The sequence below is a fragment of the Bradyrhizobium sp. KB893862 SZCCT0404 genome, assembly GCF_018130885.1.
GTDB classification, from domain to species: domain Bacteria; phylum Pseudomonadota; class Alphaproteobacteria; order Rhizobiales; family Xanthobacteraceae; genus Bradyrhizobium; species Bradyrhizobium stylosanthis.
The window spans coordinates 450,822-466,893 of the sequence record NZ_JAFCLT010000002.1 but is presented as its reverse complement, the minus strand read 5'-3'; the positions used below and the strand labels follow the sequence as shown (position 1 = coordinate 466,893).

The following is a 16,072-nucleotide window of genomic DNA, read 5'->3' as shown; positions in this document are numbered from 1 at the left end:
CCTTCAGCAACAGGCCGACGATGACTTCGGCGCTGCCTGAGGTGCGCAGCAGGCCGATTGCTGCTCTGCCGGCTTGGCATGCGCAACCCGTGCGCCGTTCTCGCCGGTGCCGTCGCCGTAGTCGGTGCTCTCGCCGGTGGTGTGGAATGTCTCCCAGGCGATGCCGGCGGGATCGTCGATCCAGGATTTCTCCGACTTCGCGTAGCAGCAGGTCGTCTCGCCCTGCTCGACGATGTTGCCGCCGGCCTGGCGCAGCCGCGCGTAGACCTCCTGCAGCTCGTCGCCGGTCTCGACCTGGATGCCGAGATGATCGAGGCCGGGCTCGCGCCCGCGCGTCGAGATCGCGAAGTTCACGCGAGGATCTTCGAGCATCCATTTGGCATAGTCGGATTTCACGACCGATGGCTCGCTCGCGAACAGGGCCGAATAGAACCGGATGGAGTGGGAGATATCCTCGACGGACACATGGACGTGCAGGCGCTTCATGCTCTGTCCTTTCAGACGGGCACTCGACTGCGCTTTCGCGCGGGCTTGCAGGCAGGAGCCGGCGCGCAAGCCGTTCCGCCGCAGCAATTCTCGGTCAGGAAGCCGACGAGCGCGTTCATGGTTTCGAACCGCGCCGCATAGATCATCGATCGCCCTTCGCGCCGCACGGTGGCAAGGCCCGCCATCCGCAGCCGGTCAAAGTGGAAGGTCAGCGTGTTGGGTGCGAGATCCAGTGCCTCGGCGATCGCGCCCGCCGCCATGCCGTCGGGACCGGCCTGCACCAGCAGGCGGAACACGTCGAGGCGGTTGTCCTGGGCAAGCGCGGCGAGCGCCGCGACGGCGTCCATCTTTTCCATATTTCAACGAGTATTGAAATAACGGCGCGCTGTCAATCGGGATCGAGCTATTCGTTCTCGATCCCGATGGCTGCCCGATCACGAGACAGCCTCAGCGTTTGGCGCTCGCCGACACCGAAATAGTCGAGGCGTCGAGGCTCTCCTGCCAGTAGCGTTCGATCAGGCCGATCAAGGTCGAGGGAAGAGGAACGTAGTTGAGCGTTGCGGCCTGGGTCTTGCCGTTCTCCAGCGACCAGCGGACGAAGTCGATGGTGGCTGCCGATCGTTCGCGCGATTTCGGCGCCTTCGGCATCAGCACGAAGGTGGTGGCCGTGATCGGGTAGGCGTCTTCGCCGGGTGCGTTGGTAAGCACGAGATTGAAGTCCTTCGCCGCTTTCCAGTCCGCACTCGAGGCTGCCGCCTGGAACGAGGCCGCATCGGGGACGACGAAATTGCCGGCGCTGTTCTGCACCATGCCGAACGAGATTCGATCCAGCCGTTGCAGCGCATAGGTGTATTCGAGATAACCGATCGCGCCGGGCACGAGAGCGACCAGCGAGGCGACGCCGTCATTGCCCCGACCGCCGAGGCCAAGCGGCCATTCCACCGAGGTGCCCTCGCCGACGCTTGCCTTCCACTGCGGGCTGACCTTCGAGAGATAGCTCGACCAGTTGAACGTCGTCCCGGATCCGTCGATGCGATGGACCACCGTGATCGCGGTATTCGGCAGCCTGATGTCTGGATTGATCGCGCGGATGGCCGGATCGTTCCAGGATCTGAGCTTGCCGAGATAGATGTCGGCGAGCATCTGGCCGGTGAAGCGGATCTGGCCGGGCTTGACGCCGTCGATGTTGACGACAGGCACGACGCCGCCGATCACGATCGGGAATTGCATCAGGCCGAGACGGTCCAGCTCCTCGGGTGCGAGCGGCATGTCGCTGGCGCCGAAATCGATGCTGTCCTTCTTGACCAGTGCGAGGCCGATGCTGGAGCCGACGGCCTGATAGCTGACGCTATTGGCGGTTGTCGCCTTGTACGCGTCGATCCATTTCGCCATCACGGGCGCAACGAAGGTCGAGCCGGCACCTCTGGTCTCGGCGGCGAAGCTTTGCGTGGCGAGAAGCAGCGCGGCGAGGATGATCGGCAGCTTGATGTGCTTGTTCATGTGCACGAGGCTAACAGGCCCGGCACGCGGCCGGTGTGGCCTATGTCACAAAAACGTCGCCAGGCATTTGTGGGCGGCAACGCTCAGCGGCTCTGCCCGCGCGGCTGATTGGCATAGCGCGGATTGATGCCGCAATGAGCCCGTGTGCCCGAGGCGGATGCCCGGCACTGGTCGCGTGTCGAGAAGGCACAATTGCCGGGATAGCCCCATCGATCGCCCTGCAGGCAGTAGCGGGCGGCGTGGGCGCCGGAGCTCGCTCCGACGGTGCACAGGATGAAGAGGATGGCGCCGATCATGCGGTGGGACATGAAGCCTCCCAGTCGATTTGATTCAACTTGCTGGATTGTACCGGATCTCGAAATCCGGCATGGCTCGCCGTGCGATGTTCGCACGGCTTTGCATCCTGTGATTGATCCAGATCAAGGAGATCACGCGCGCAAGGGATCGCGGGATCAGATCGACCTGCGCAGCTCCTCGATCAGCCGGCTGCACTGCGCGTCGGTTCCCACCGTGATGCGCAGGAAGTCCTCGATGCGCGGCTTCCTGAAATGCCGGACCAGAACGCCGCGCTGGCGCAGGGCGGCGGCGAGATCGGTTCCACTCCGGCTGCGATGCCGCGCGAACACGAAGTTGGCGAGTGACGGCAACACCTCGAAGCCGAGCTGTTCGAGATCCCGCGTCAGCACGTCGCGGCTCTTGGTGATGCGGTCGCGGGTTTCGATGAACCACGCTTCGTCCTCGATGGCGGCGACCGCACCGGCGATGGCGAGGCAATCGAGGGGATAGGAATTGAAGCTGTCCTTGACCCGCTCCAGCGCCTCGATCAGCGGTCGCTGGCCGATGGCAAAGCCGACCCGCAAGCCCGCGAGCGAGCGCGACTTCGAGAAGGTCTGGACGACGAGCAGATTGTCGTGCTGCGCGACGAGCGGCACGGCGCTCTCGGCGCCGAAATCGACATAGGCTTCGTCCACCACCACCAGGCGATCCGGGTTCTCCGCGAGCAATGCGGCGATGGCCTTGCGCGGCAGGGCAATGCCCGTGGGCGCATTGGGATTGCAGAGCAGGATCGCGCTCGATGGCCGTCGGTAGTCGGCGGCCTCGATCCTCATCGCGGCATCGAGCGGCACTTCCTCGTGCGCTATGCCATAGAGGCCGCAATAGACCGGGTAGAAGCTGTAGGTGACGTCGGGGAACAGAAGCGGCGCGTCGTGTTTCAGAAGCGCCTGGAAGGTATGGGCCAGAACCTCGTCCGATCCGTTGCCGACGAACACCTGCTCGGGTGCAACGCCGCTATAGGCCGCGATCGCCTCGCGCAGGCGCGTGGCGTGCGGGTCGGGATAGAGGCGCAGCCGCTCCGCGGCCGCTGCGATCGCCGTCAGCACGCGCGGCGAGGGGCCATAGGGATTCTCGTTGGTGTTGAGCTTGACGATGCCGTCCTGCTTCGGCTGCTCGCCCGGCACATAGGGCGAAAGCGTGTGGACGACGGGACTCCAGAAGCGGCTCATGATCTCCAATCCGAACTTGGCCCGGCACAGTAGGGGATGCGGGGTCTCGGCGGAAGTGCATCTGCCTTAGGCGTCTCCGGGCAGGTCCGCATGGACCTCATGGCACGTTCCCCGAACCGTGGCCTTCATGCTAGCCTCATCGTGCAAACGCAAGAGCTGAAAACAGCAACGAAGGCCGGCGCGGCCCAAATTCATTGGTGCCAGCGCAGAAGAGCCGCAAAGAGAGGAACACATGCCGGGTGCCGCCCTTGTCACCGCTCCCTCCATTCCGACCGCGCCCGTGACGCCGGCCGTTCTCGATGGCTTGCGCGCCATCGTCGGCGACAAGGGTCTTCTGCTGGAGGAGCACGACAAGCGGCCGTTCGTGAGCGATTGGCGCGGCGAGCTGCTGGGCCAGGCCGCGGCGGTCGTGCGTCCGGCCAGCACCGCGGAAGTCTCCGCTGTCGTCAAGCTGTGCCACGACAACGGCATCGCCATCGTCCCGCAGGGCGGCAACACCGGCCTGATGGGCGGTGCCACGCCCTGGCCCAGGCACCGCGGCATCCTGCTCTCGCTCGGCCGCATGAACCATGTGCTGTATGTCGATCCCGTCGGCTACACCATGACGGTCGAGGCGGGCTGCATTCTCCAGACGCTTCAGGACACGGCGGCGCGCCACGACCGCTTCTTCCCGCTCAGCCTCGGTGCGCAGGGCTCGTGCATGATCGGCGGCAATCTCTCCACCAATGCCGGTGGCGTGCAGGTGCTGCGCTATGGCAATGCGCGCAATCTGGTCTTGGGTCTCGAGGTCGTTCTGGCCAACGGCGATGTCTGGGACGGGCTGCGCGCGCTCAAGAAGGACAACACCGGCTACGATCTCAAGCACCTGTTCATGGGCGCGGAAGGCACGCTCGGCATCATCACCAAGGCGGTGCTGAAGCTGTGGCCGGCGCCGAAGGACGTCTGCACGGCATGGCTCGCGATCCGCGATCCCAGCGCGGCGATCGAGCTGCTGTCGGAGGCGCATGCGGCCTCCGACGACAATGTCAGCTCCTGCGAGCTGATGAGCCGCGCCTGCACCGACATGGTGCTGCGTCATATTCCCGGCACCCAGGATCCGCTCAAGGCGGATACCGAATGGTATCTCCTGCTCGAATGGTCGTCGGCCCGCCCGCGACAGGACGGCGGCGCCGGCATGTCGGACAGGATGGAGCAATTCCTGGCCGATCAGCTCGAGGCGGGCCGGGTGCTGGATGCGGTGATCGCGCAGACCGAAGCACAATCGCGCAACATGTGGCGCATTCGCGAGAGCGTCGCCGAGGCCTCCCGCGCCGAGGGGCCGGGCATCAGCTACGACGTGTCGGTCGCGATCTCCCGGATTCCGGAATTCATCGGCAAAGGTCTGAAGTCCGCGCTCGATATCCTGCCGACGATCCGGCCCTATCCGCTCGGCCACATCGGCGACGGCAATGTGCACTTCTCCTTCATGGGTCCGAAGGGCATGGATCGCGAAACGCTCGGCCAGTATTCCCCGGCGATCACGCGGGCGGTCAACGATCTCATCACGTCCATGGGCGGCTCGATCTCGGCCGAGCACGGTATCGGCATCGAGAAGCTCGACGAGCTCCAGCACTACCGCTCCAGGACCGAGCTCGACGTCATGCGCTCGATCAAGCGGGCGCTGGACCCCAAGAACATCATGAATCCGGGCAAGGTGCTCCGCCTCGACTGACCGGGGACCCGGGCCACCGGCCGGCCGTCCTCCGGCCCGCCGGAGGCGGTATATCCTGCAAACCCGGGGCAAAACGGGCCGCTGGAGCGCCAAATCACGCCCTTTCGCCGCGGACGGGCGGCTTTATTCCCGCCATGGATGCTTTAAGGAAGGGGCAGGATCAGGTCGCAGGCGCCCTTTGGCGGTGCTAGACCCTGATGCAGGAACAATTGGGCCAGGCCCGCAGCCGGCCGGCCCGCAAGGATGAAGGATATGAGGCAATGATCCAGACCGTTGGCATCATCGGGGCAGGGACCATGGGAAACGGCATCGCGCAGATCTGCGCGGCGGCCGGGCTCTCGGTCGTGATGGTCGACATCTCCGATGCGGCGGTGAACCGCGGCCTGGCGACCGTTGGCGGCAGCCTCGAGCGCCTGGTCAAGAAGGAGAAGATGTCGGCCGCCGACCGCGATGCGACGCTCAAGCGCATCACAGCAACGACGGACCGCGCGAAGCTGTCGGATTGTGACCTCGTCATCGAGGCCGCCACCGAGAACGAGGAGCTCAAGGTCAAGATCCTCAAGGATCTTTGCGCCACCCTGTCGCCGCGCACGCTGCTGGCGACCAACACCTCGTCGATCTCGATCACCAAGCTCGCCGCGGCGACCGACCGTCCCGACCGCTTTATCGGCATGCACTTCTTCAACCCGGTTCCGGTGATGGCGCTGCTGGAGCTGATCCGCGGCCTGCAGACCTCCGACGATACCCACGCCAAGGCGCTCGATTTCGCCAAGCGCGTCGGCAAGGTGGCGATCACGGCCAAGAACAGCCCGGGCTTTGCCGTCAACCGCATCCTCTGCCCGATGATCAACGAAGCGATCTTCGCGCTCCAGGAAGGGATCGCGACGGCGGAGGAGATCGATGCCGGCATGAAGCTCGGCTGCAACCACCCGATCGGACCGCTGGCGCTCGCCGATCTCGTCGGCCTCGACACCATGCTTTCGGTCATGGAGGTCTTTTACAAAGGCTTCAACGATCCCAAATATCGGCCAGCGCCGCTGCTGAAGGAGATGGTCGACGCCGGCCATCTCGGCCGCAAGACCGGGCAGGGCTTTTACAGCTACGGCGCGTAATGACGGAGCCGGGTGCCAAGGACCCGCAGTGCCGTAAGGTGGGCAAAGCGAAGCGTGCCCACCATTGTCGCGATTAGAGAGAGACGGTGGGCACGGCGCGAGTGCGCCTTTGCCCACCCTACGATTGTGATCAAGGTGCAGGCGCCGGGCTCGAAACGAGCCGCCGCCACATCCCGCAATTTGCGCTACGACAAAGACGCCGCGCGCGATTGGCCCGACAATGTCGAACGGGCGGCCTCGCGGGAACAACGGAACGGATAACAAAGGACATGTCGGATCGACTGAAGGCCGAGCGTGAAGCTGCGGCCGCACGGCGGAACCTGTTGACCCAGGATGCGATCGAGCGCACCGGGATCACCGAGGAGATGATCGGGGAACTCGTCACTCGCTTCTACGGGCGCGTGCGCGAGGACGCCCTGCTCGGACCCGTGTTCGCGATCGTAGAGAACTGGGACGAGCATCTCGCCAAGCTCAGGGATTTCTGGTCGTCGGTCGTGCTGATGAGCGGCCGCTATCATGGCTCGCCGATGCGGGCGCATATGCCGCTGAGTCTGGTCGGCGATCATTTCGATCGTTGGCTCGATCTGTTCGAACAGACCGCGCGCGAAGTCTGCCCGCCGCCGGCGGCCGCGCTCTTCATCGACAAGGCGCGGCGCATCGCCGACAGTTTTAAAATGGCGTCGGCAACTATCGCGGGCCGCATCGCGTCCCCGCGTCACGTGCTGAGGTCGTGAATACAAAATGCCTGCCTGAGAAACGTGCAGCTCGCATCGCGATAGCGCGTTGCACCAATTCCAACATCATCGGTCTGATCTGCAAAATCATCATGTCGCTCGCGCGGCGCGACGTAGAATTCGCGAAAACGCGTTCGAATGCGTTCAGTCTTGCTCAATCAACGCGAGCAAAGCCATATTGATGCACTGCGGCGCCAATTCTTCGCCTTGTTTTCGGCAGAGTTCCAGCGCCTGCTAGCGGGCATGGCGCGCGCATCGTTCAACATCACATCTTCATCCTCCGAGAGTGCTGCGGAACCTGCAGTCGACGCGGGCACGGAGCAGTCGCGGCGAACGCTGCTGCTCGGCGCACTCGCCACCACTGCATGCCTCGGCTGTTCGACGCAGTCGCGCGCGGGCGAGGATGCGCCCGGCTCCGACGAACGGCCACAGAAGGGCGACGTGCTGGTCTTTTCCGAAGGCGATCAGGAAGGAAAGCCGGTCACGGTAGCCGACCTGCCAGCCGGCGGTCCGCCGGTGCATGCCTGGCCGAAGGACCCCAAGACATCAGTGGTGCGCAGCGGTTCGCGGCTCAACGAAATCCTGATCATCCGTCTCGATCCCGCTGAGCTCGACGAGAAGACCCGTGAGCGCGCCGTCGAAGGCATTCTCGCCTATTCGGCGATCTGCTCGCATGCCGGCTGTCCCGTCACCGCCTGGGTGAAGAGCGATGTCGGCGACAAGGATGTGTTCAAGTGCATGTGCCACAACTCCGAATACGATCCTCGCGCGGGCGCGCAGGTCGTGTTCGGGCCGGCGCCGCGGCGCCTCGCGGCGCTGCCGCTCGCGATCGCTGACGGCTCGCTGAGCGTCGCCGGCAGCTTCATCGGAAAGGTAGGTGGCGTGCAGCCGGGATGATGGACGGTGCGGGGTATGCCCGCGTCACGAGAGGCCGCATCCGCCGAGGGGCGGACGACGGGACGAACGACAAGAATTCAACACAAGAATTCAAAACGGATGAAAAAGGGGAACGTCCATGAACACCTCGATGACCAGGAAGCAATGGTACCTGTCCGGCTTTGTCGCCTTCACCTGTCTTGCAGCGACGGCCGCGATGGCCGGACCGATCGAGAATTATTCACCGGTAACTGCGCAGCGGCTGGAAAATCCGGAACCCGCCAACTGGATGCTCTACCGGCGCACCTATGACGGGCAGGGCTATAGCCCGCTCGACCAGATCAACACCTCGAACGTGAAGAACCTCACGCCGGTCTGGACCTTTGCCACCGGTGTGGTCGAAGGCCACGAGGCGCCGCCCATCATCAACAACGGTGTGATGTTCGTGGCGACCCCGATGGGGCAGGTGATCGCGCTGAACGCGAAGACCGGCGACGAATATTGGCGCTACAAGCGGCAACTCCCCGACGATCTGTTCCAGTTGCATCCGACCAGCCGCGGCGTCGGCCTCTGGGAAGACAAGCTCTATCTCGCCACCACCGACGACCATGTCGTCGCGCTCGATGCCAAGACCGGCAAGGTGGTGTGGGACACCAAGGTGCAGGACTACAAGAAGGGCCAGTACATGACCCTGATGCCGCTCGTCGTCGACGGCAAGGTCATCGTCGGCGGCTCCGGCGGCGAGTTCGGCGTGCGCGGTTATGTTGCCGCCTTCGACGCCAAGGACGGCAAGGAGCTGTGGCGCACCTACACCATTCCCGGCGAGGGCGAGCCCGGTCACGATACCTGGCAGGGCGACGACTGGAAGAACGGCGGCGGCTCGGCCTGGATGACCGGCAATTACGACAAGGACACCAAGACGGTCTATTGGGGCGTCGGCAACGCCGCGCCCTGGCCCGGCGAGATGCATCCCGGCGACAATCTCTACACCTCGTCGGTGCTCGCGCTCGATCCGAACAACGGCAAGATCAAGACCTATCACCAGTACCATCAGAACGATTCATGGGACTGGGACGAGGTCGAGGCCCCGATGCTGATCGACCTGCAGCGCGACGGCCGCAACATCAAGAGCCTGGTCCATCCCGGCCGCGACGCGATCTTCTGGGTGCTCGAGCGCACGCCGACCAAGATCAACTACGTCGCCGGCTGGCCGTTCGTCTCCACCGACGTCTGGAAGGGCATCGACGCGGAGACCGGCAAGCCGATCGTCGATCCCGCGCACAAGCCCGTCGTCGGCAAGCGCGTCGAGTTCTGCCCGTCGCTGTGGGGCGGCAAGGACTGGCCGTCGGCGGCCTATAGCGAACGGACCAAGCTCGTCTACGTGCCCGCCAACGAGAATTTCTGCGGCGGTTTCACCGGAGAGAAGATCCCGCTCAAGCCCGGCGAGCTCTGGCTCGGCACCAAGCCGGAGGATATCGGCCTCAAGGCCAAGCCCGGCGCCGATCATTTCGGCGAGCTCCAGGCCTGGGATCCCGCGACGGGCAAGAAGGTGTGGCAGCACAACTTCCCGAAGTCGCAGCTGTTCGGCTCGGTGACGGCGACCGCAGGCGATCTCGTCTTCGCCGGCGGCACCAACGATCGCAACTTCCGCGCCTTCAACGCCAAGACCGGCGAGCTGCTGTGGGAGCAGAAGACCAACTCCGGCATCATGGGCATGCCGGTGTCCTACGAGATCGACGGCACGCAGTACATCGCGATCCAGTCGGGCTGGGGCGTGGACGCGCAGCGCATCCAGGATGCGCTCGCGACCAATAATATCGGCATCGAGTCCAACGTGCCTCAAGGCGGCGTGATCTGGGTGTTCGCGCTGAAGAAGTAAGCTCCGCGGCGGATCGACGAAGGCGGAGCAGCAGGGGGGTGGCGAATGCGGCGGACGGAAACGTCCGCCGCATTTTGCGTGGACGATGGGATCTCTGTCGTTGCTGCGCATTCGTCATGCCCGGGCTTGTCCCGGGCATCCACGTTCTCAGTGCTGCAGCCAAGCTCGTGGGTGGCCGGGACAAGCCCGGCCATGACGGAGAGAGCAGGTCAGTCTGCGAAGACCCCTACTTCCCCTGCCTGTCCACCTTGTCCTTTTCCTTCTGGTTCATCTCCTGAACCTTGGGGTCGGTGCTGGTCTGCCCCGTGGTCTGGCTGGTCGAAGGTGGCGGGGCGCTGGCATTGGGCAGCGAGTTCTGCTCCGGCGCGGTGGGGCGTGTCGCGGTGGTCGGGGGCGTCGTGTTGCCCTGGGCGTAGACGGTCACCGCGGCGGTCAAGGAAAAGGCGCCCGACAGCATGGAGACTGCGAGCGCCTTTGAGATGTTGGTCATCGATCTGCTCCTGTCAGATCGATGGAAACGGCGCGAGGCCGTCTCGGTTCCGTTCCCTTACGCTTCCAATTGCTTGCCGAGCGGAAGGTTTCGGATGCGTTTGCCGGTCGCCGCGAAGATCGCATTCATCAGCGCAGGCGCGAACGGGGGAACGCCGGGCTCGCCGACGCCGCTCGGCGGCGTGTCGGGTCCGGGCGGCACGATGTAGACGTTGGTCACCGTGGGCGACTCGTCCATCCTGATGACCTGGAAGTCGTCAAAGTTCTTCTGCTCCACCTTGCCGTCCTTGAAGGAGATCTCGCCGTATTTGGCGACGCTCAACCCCATGATCGCCGCGCCTTCTATCTGCGAGGCGATGCGCTCGGGGTTGACATAGGTGCCGCAGTCGATCGCGGTGTCGACCCGCGGCACCGTCAGCTTGCCCTTGTCGTCGACGGCCACCTCGACGATGGTCGCGATGTAGCTGACGAAGCTGCGGTGCACGGCGATGCCGAGGCCGTGGCCCTTGGCCACCTGGCGGCCCCATTCACCCTTCTCGGCGACCAGCTCGACCACCTTGCGCAGGCGCGCGGTGTCGATCGGATAGCTGTCGTAGGGCTCGCCGTAGTTCCACAGATCCTTCACCGCCGGCTTGACGATGCGCGGGCTGCCGATCAGCGCGAGCAGCGTCTCCTTCTGGTCGCGCCCGGTCGCAGCGGCGATCTCGCCGACCATCGACTGCACCGCGAAGGCACGCGGAATGTTCGAGACCGAGCGGAACCAGCCGATGCGGGTGAACGCCGCGGCTTCCGGATTCTCGCAGGAGATGTTGGCGATCTCGAACGGCATGTCGACGAGGCCCATGCCGAGCTCAAAGGGAGCGGCATGGTTGGCGCCTGCAGCGAAGGTCGAGGCGATGGTCGGCGCCACGCTGCGGTGGCGCCAGGCGATCACTTTGCCGCTCTTGTCGAGTCCGGCCTCGATGCGTTCGACCGAGACCGTGTGCAGGAAGTCGTGGCGGACGTCGTCCTCACGCGTCCATTGCACCTTCACCGGTGCGCCCAGCTCCCTCGAGAGCAGTGCGGCCTCGAGCGCGAAGTCGCATTTCGACTTGCGGCCGAAGCCGCCGCCGAGCAGCGTGACGTTGACGGTGACGTTGCCCTCGGGGATGCCGAGCGTCTTGGCGACGTCCTCGCGGGTGCCGCCGGGGCTCTGCACCGGGGCCCAGATCTCCGCCTTATCGCCCTTGACGTCGGCGACCGCCACCGGCGGCTCCATGCTGACATGGGCGAGATGGGGCAGGTAATATTCGCCGACGATGACCTTGTCGGCGGTCTTCAACGCGGCGTCGGCGTCGCCCTCCTGGCGCACGACGAGGCCCGGCTTGCGCGCGGCCTCCTCGAGCTCCTTGCGGTAGGCGACCGAGTCGTATTTGCCGTTGGCGCCGTCGTCCCAGGTCAGCTTCAGCGCGTCGCGGCCCTTGATCGCAGCGCCGGTGTTGCGGGCGATCACGGCCACGCCGCCGAGCGGCTGGAATTTCGACGGCCACGGCCAGCCCTGCACCTGCATCACCTTTTCGACGCCGGGCACCTTCAGCGCGGCCTCCGGCTCGAACTTGACCAGCTTGCCGCCGGTCACCGGCGGCCGCGCGATCACGGCGTACATCATGCCGGGCAGGCGGACGTCGGCGCCGTACTGCGCCTTGCCGGTGGTGATGTCGTGCAGGTCGACGATGCTGACCTGGCCCTTGCCGAGGTAGCGGAAGTCCTTGGGGTCCTTCAGCTTGAGGCCTTCGATGCTGGGCACCGATTCCTTTGCGGCGTCCGCGGCGAGCTCGCCGAAGCCGAGCTTGCGTCCGCTACCGCTGTGGACGACCTCGTGATTGACGGCCTTGACCTCGGTCGCCGGCACCTTCCAGCGCTTGGCCGCGGCCTGCTCCAGCATGGTGCGGGCGGAGGCGCCGATCTGGCGCATCGGGATCAGATAGTGCCGCGTGCTGCGCGAGCCGTCGGTGTCCTGGTTGCCGAACTTGACCTCGTCGCCATGGGCCTGCTGCACCTTCACCTTGGACCAGTCGGCCTCCATTTCCTCCGCCACGATCAACGGCAGGCTGGTGCGCACGCCGGTGCCCATCTCGGAGCGGTGGGCGAGGATGGTGACGGTGCCGTCGGCGGCGACCGCAACGAACACGCGCGGATCGACCACGACGCCGTGCGGCATCTTGCCGGCGCCGGTCTCATAGGCGAAGGCCTGACGCGACATCACGGGCGCGGCGAGCACGAAGCCGCCGGTGATGCCGAGCCCCTTCAGGATGCTGCGGCGCGAGACCTTCTCGACCTTGATGTTCTTCTCGAAGCCACGGAGCTTGCCGGGATTGTCGATGAAATTCATGTCACACTCCCGTCGATGCGAGGTGGACCGCGTTCTCGATGCGCTGATAGCAGCCACAGCGGCAGATGTTGCCGGCCATGGCCTCGCGGATCTGGTCGTGCGACGGCTTCGGGTTCTCCATCAGCAGCGCCGCGGCCTGCATGATCTGGCCGGCCTGGCAGAAGCCGCATTGGGGTACGTTGACCTGGCGCCAGGCCTTCTGCACCGGGTGATCGCCGTTCGGATGCAGTCCTTCGATCGTCGTGACCTCGCGTCCGGCGACGTCGTTGATCGACGTGATGCAGGCCCGCACGGCCTCCTTGTCCACGATGACGGTGCAGGCGCCGCACAGGGCCTGGCCGCAGCCGAACTTGGTGCCGGTCAGCCCGGCCTCGTCACGCAGAAACCAGAGTAGCGGGAGATCCGGGTCGCCGTCCCAGCTCTGTTCCTGGCCGTTGATCTTCACCTTGATCATGATCGTCCCTCGCTCTTCATAAGCATGCCAAATTCAAAGTCGCCGATGTCGGCTGTCGATGGTTCGTGGTTCGCCGCATGCCTGCCGTTATCCCGCGCGGGCAAATCCCGGAGGGAGGCAGAGACGCCAATGGCGATGTCTGGATGTGCTCGATACCTCCCCGTCTTGTTCTTAATTGATTGAACGTCGTCGGCATCGTGACGGCGCGAGCCTAGCAGAGATATCGCCGGCCCGGCGTTCACAGCCGAGTGTTCTCGGCGAGAAAAGATTGCATCGATGGTTTGTCAAAAGCAGGGCGCGGCATCTCGCCGCGTCCATTGCGCCCGCGAAGGCGAGGTGCACAAAAAAAGGCTTCGTCCGTCAGTGTGACTGCGCGGACGAAGCAGGATGCCTCAGTCGAGGGAGGGAGAAACGCGGGGCCGCTGACGTCAGGAAGGAGGATTGCGGCACTGCGCAGTCATTCAGAGACCAGGACTGAGGGAGCCGACGGTCTCGCCACGATATCGGCGGCGAGGAGGCGGCATCGCCGCGATCGTCCGGGGCCGGGCCCGTCCGGCTCGCTGGGTGGGGGAAGGGGACCAGCGATCGGACGGGAGCGGCGGGGTTGTGCTGCCTGGCTTCAGGCCGCTTCGTTCAAGCTGCCTTGTTCAAGCCGCTTTGGCTTTCGCCACGTGGGTCGCGATCGCGTCCATCAGCGGCGGCGACAGGCAGTCATAGGGCTCGAGCCCGATCTCCTTCAGGCGTGCGCGGATGGCGCCCATCTGCTCCGGCTTGACGCCGGATTCGATGATCGAGGAGACGAAGGCGGCGAATTGCGGCGCCTGCGAACCCTGCTCCTGGAACAGCTCGGGATGGATGAAATCGAGACCGTAGAACGGATGGTTCTTGTTCTCGATGCGGCCGTACATATGGGTGCCGCAGGCCTTGCAGGCGTAGCGCTGGATCACCGCCGAGGGATCGACGATCTGGAGCTTGTCGCCGTTCTCGAGCACGGTGACGTTCTGGCGCGGTACCACGGCGACGACCGAGAAGTTCGCGCCCTGCGGCTTCCAGCACTTGGTGCAGCCGCAGGCGTGGTTGTGGGCGACGTCGCCCTTGATGCCGACCTTGACCTGGTGGTCCTTGCATTTGCAGGCCAGGGTGCCGCCGGCGAAGCTGCCGCTGCCCTGTTTGACGCCGTTGTCGATCGATGGATGCAGTGCAACAGTCATGGGTCGATCCTCCTGGGTGTGATGTCTTAGGGCTAGTACACGACGACGGAACGGATGGATTTGCCCTCGTGCATGAGGTCAAAACCCTTGTTGATCTCTTCGAGCTTGAGCACGTGGGTGATCATCGGATCGATCTGGATCTTTCCGTTCATGTACCAGTCGACGATCTTCGGCACGTCGGTGCGGCCACGCGCGCCGCCGAAGGCGGTGCCGCGCCAGTTGCGGCCGGTCACGAGCTGGAACGGGCGGGTGGCGATCTCCTTGCCGGATTCGGCAACGCCGATGATGATCGAGGTGCCCCAGCCGCGATGGCAGGCTTCCAGCGCCTGGCGCATCACGGTGGTGTTGCCGGTGCAGTCGAAGGTGTAGTCGGCGCCGCCGTCGGTGAGGCCGACGAGGTGCTGGACGATGTCGCCGGTGACCTTCTTCGGGTTGACGAACTCCGTCATGCCGAAGCGGCGGCCCCAATCTTCCTTGGCGTCATTGATGTCGACACCGATGATCTTGTCGGCGCCGGCCATCTTGGCGCCCTGGATCACGTTGAGGCCGATGCCGCCGAGGCCGAACACGACCACGTTGGAGCCCGGGGTGACCTTCGCGGTGTTGACGACGGCGCCGACGCCGGTGGTGACGCCGCAGCCGATGTAGCAGCTCTTGTCGAACGGCGCGTCCTCGCGGATCTTGGCGACCGCGATCTCGGGCAGCACCGTGAAGTTCGAGAAGGTCGAGCAGCCCATGTAGTGGTAGACCGGCTTGCCCTTGTAGGAGAAGCGGCTGGTGCCGTCGGGCATCACGCCCTTGCCCTGCGTCGCGCGGATCGCGGTGCAGAGATTGGTCTTCTGGCTGAGGCAGCTTTTGCACTGCCGGCATTCCGGCGTGTAGAGCGGGATGACGTGGTCGCCCGGTTTCACCGAGCTCACGCCGGGGCCGATCTCGCGGATGATGCCTGCACCCTCATGTCCGAGGATCGACGGGAAGATTCCCTCGCTGTCGAAGCCGTCGAGCGTGTAGGCGTCGGTGTGGCAGATGCCCGTCGCCTTGATCTCGACCAGGACTTCGCCGGCCTTCGGTCCTTCCAGATCGAGCTCTACAATCTCGAGTGGCTTCTTGGCTTCGAAAGCGACGGCGGCACGTGTCTTCATCGGTAGCTCCTCAAATTCTTAGCAGACGCCAGGAAGTAGTCTTGGCAGTCTCCGTAACGTTCATTTCTTGCCCATGCAGGCGTCTTCGGCCTTGGTGTAGGCGTCCGTCTTCGCTTCCTTGTTGGCTGGACGCTGCCGGCCCCACGCTTCGGTGGAGCGCGCGCGGAGATAGACGTAGAGATCGTCCATGTAACAGGCGACGTTCGGGTTGTCGCCGAACGCCGGCATGACATTCTCCTGCGCCGTCGAGATGTTCTTGCGGCCGGAGGCGACGACGCCGAGGAAGTCGCCATAGCTCATGGTCTTGACGGAATCCTTCAGCGACGGTGCGTAGGTGGATCCCATGCCGTCGGGGCCGTGGCAGACATGGCAGTCGGAGTGGTAGCGGCGGTAGCCGGAATAGGTGAACCAGTCCACGGTGCCGTCGGCCGAAATCTTGTAGGTCGGGTTTCCTTCCTTATCGAGCCACTTTCCGTCGTCTTCCTTCTTCACGGCGGTCGGGTCGCCCGGACCGTCCGCAACGGCAATTCCCCCCGAAGCAACGAAGATGATCGCAGCAATAGCAGAGCAGATTTTACGCAAGAGATTGTCCTCGAAGGCGT

The 16,072-nt window shown here is 64.7% G+C and carries 16 protein-coding genes; 5 read left to right on the top strand and 11 right to left on the bottom strand.

Translation table 11 applies throughout. From position 1 onward, the window contains the following. Positions 1-3: 3 nt before the first annotated feature. The 5 genes from JQ617_RS11045 to hisC all read right to left on the bottom strand — a co-directional run bounded on the left by JQ617_RS11045 (position 4) and on the right by hisC (position 3,491). The gene (locus tag JQ617_RS11045) at positions 4-486 is read right to left on the bottom strand and encodes an ArsI/CadI family heavy metal resistance metalloenzyme (protein WP_212026334.1); all 483 of its coding nucleotides are present in this window, start codon (positions 484-486) and stop codon (positions 4-6) included. A gap of 11 nt (positions 487-497) precedes the next feature. Further along, on the bottom strand, positions 498-842 hold the full coding sequence (locus tag JQ617_RS11040) for an ArsR/SmtB family transcription factor (protein WP_212026333.1): 345 nt from the start codon (positions 840-842) through the stop codon (positions 498-500). A 91-nt stretch (positions 843-933) separates the two neighbouring features. Then, a complete protein-coding gene (gene pstS / locus JQ617_RS11035) occupies positions 934-1,986 on the bottom strand; it encodes a phosphate ABC transporter substrate-binding protein PstS (protein ID WP_212026332.1) in 1,053 nt (350 codons plus the stop codon). 83 nt (positions 1,987-2,069) lie between these two features. Continuing rightward, entirely contained in the window at positions 2,070-2,294 is a 225-nt protein-coding gene (locus tag JQ617_RS11030) for a DUF3551 domain-containing protein (RefSeq protein ID WP_063688546.1), read from the bottom strand. A gap of 144 nt (positions 2,295-2,438) precedes the next feature. Next, on the bottom strand, positions 2,439-3,491 hold the full coding sequence (gene hisC / locus JQ617_RS11025) for a histidinol-phosphate transaminase (protein WP_212026331.1): 1,053 nt from the start codon (positions 3,489-3,491) through the stop codon (positions 2,439-2,441). A gap of 232 nt (positions 3,492-3,723) precedes the next feature. Between hisC and JQ617_RS11020 the strand changes: the two genes are divergently transcribed. The 5 genes from JQ617_RS11020 (at position 3,724) to JQ617_RS11000 (ending at position 9,803) form a co-directional block, all read left to right on the top strand. Continuing rightward, positions 3,724-5,202 carry an FAD-binding oxidoreductase gene (locus JQ617_RS11020; RefSeq protein WP_212026330.1) on the top strand — a complete coding sequence of 493 codons (1,479 nt, stop codon included), beginning with the start codon at positions 3,724-3,726 and terminating at the stop codon, positions 5,200-5,202. 260 nt (positions 5,203-5,462) lie between these two features. After that, positions 5,463-6,314 (top strand): 3-hydroxybutyryl-CoA dehydrogenase, encoded by an 852-nt coding sequence (locus tag JQ617_RS11015; RefSeq protein ID WP_145661887.1) that lies wholly within the window; start codon positions 5,463-5,465, stop codon positions 6,312-6,314. Positions 6,315-6,583: 269 nt separating this feature from the next. Beyond that, positions 6,584-7,048 carry a group III truncated hemoglobin gene (locus JQ617_RS11010; RefSeq protein WP_212026329.1) on the top strand — a complete coding sequence of 155 codons (465 nt, stop codon included), beginning with the start codon at positions 6,584-6,586 and terminating at the stop codon, positions 7,046-7,048. Between the two features lie 243 nt (positions 7,049-7,291). Further along, complete coding sequence (locus tag JQ617_RS11005; RefSeq protein WP_212026328.1) at positions 7,292-7,945, top strand: QcrA and Rieske domain-containing protein; 654 nt, start codon at positions 7,292-7,294, stop codon at positions 7,943-7,945. Positions 7,946-8,075: 130 nt separating this feature from the next. Next, a complete protein-coding gene (locus tag JQ617_RS11000) occupies positions 8,076-9,803 on the top strand; it encodes a methanol/ethanol family PQQ-dependent dehydrogenase (protein WP_212026805.1) in 1,728 nt (575 codons plus the stop codon). Positions 9,804-10,029: 226 nt separating this feature from the next. Here the strand turns inward: JQ617_RS11000 and JQ617_RS10995 are convergent, their stop codons facing one another. The 6 genes from JQ617_RS10995 to JQ617_RS10970 form a co-directional block, all read right to left on the bottom strand. Continuing rightward, positions 10,030-10,293 carry a hypothetical protein gene (locus JQ617_RS10995; protein WP_212026327.1) on the bottom strand — a complete coding sequence of 88 codons (264 nt, stop codon included), beginning with the start codon at positions 10,291-10,293 and terminating at the stop codon, positions 10,030-10,032. Between the two features lie 57 nt (positions 10,294-10,350). Next, on the bottom strand, positions 10,351-12,663 hold the full coding sequence (locus JQ617_RS10990) for a xanthine dehydrogenase family protein molybdopterin-binding subunit (RefSeq protein WP_212026326.1): 2,313 nt from the start codon (positions 12,661-12,663) through the stop codon (positions 10,351-10,353). A 1-nt stretch (position 12,664) separates the two neighbouring features. Beyond that, the gene (locus JQ617_RS10985) at positions 12,665-13,117 is read right to left on the bottom strand and encodes a (2Fe-2S)-binding protein (protein WP_085405661.1); all 453 of its coding nucleotides are present in this window, start codon (positions 13,115-13,117) and stop codon (positions 12,665-12,667) included. Positions 13,118-13,764: 647 nt separating this feature from the next. After that, the gene (gfa, locus tag JQ617_RS10980) at positions 13,765-14,328 is read right to left on the bottom strand and encodes an S-(hydroxymethyl)glutathione synthase (protein ID WP_063688526.1); all 564 of its coding nucleotides are present in this window, start codon (positions 14,326-14,328) and stop codon (positions 13,765-13,767) included. A 32-nt stretch (positions 14,329-14,360) separates the two neighbouring features. Then, positions 14,361-15,470: an S-(hydroxymethyl)glutathione dehydrogenase/class III alcohol dehydrogenase gene (locus JQ617_RS10975; protein WP_063688523.1), complete on the bottom strand. Its 1,110-nt coding sequence runs from the start codon at positions 15,468-15,470 to the stop codon at positions 14,361-14,363. Between the two features lie 60 nt (positions 15,471-15,530). Next, positions 15,531-16,052 carry a c-type cytochrome, methanol metabolism-related gene (locus JQ617_RS10970; RefSeq protein WP_082885019.1) on the bottom strand — a complete coding sequence of 174 codons (522 nt, stop codon included), beginning with the start codon at positions 16,050-16,052 and terminating at the stop codon, positions 15,531-15,533. Positions 16,053-16,072 lie beyond the last annotated feature (20 nt).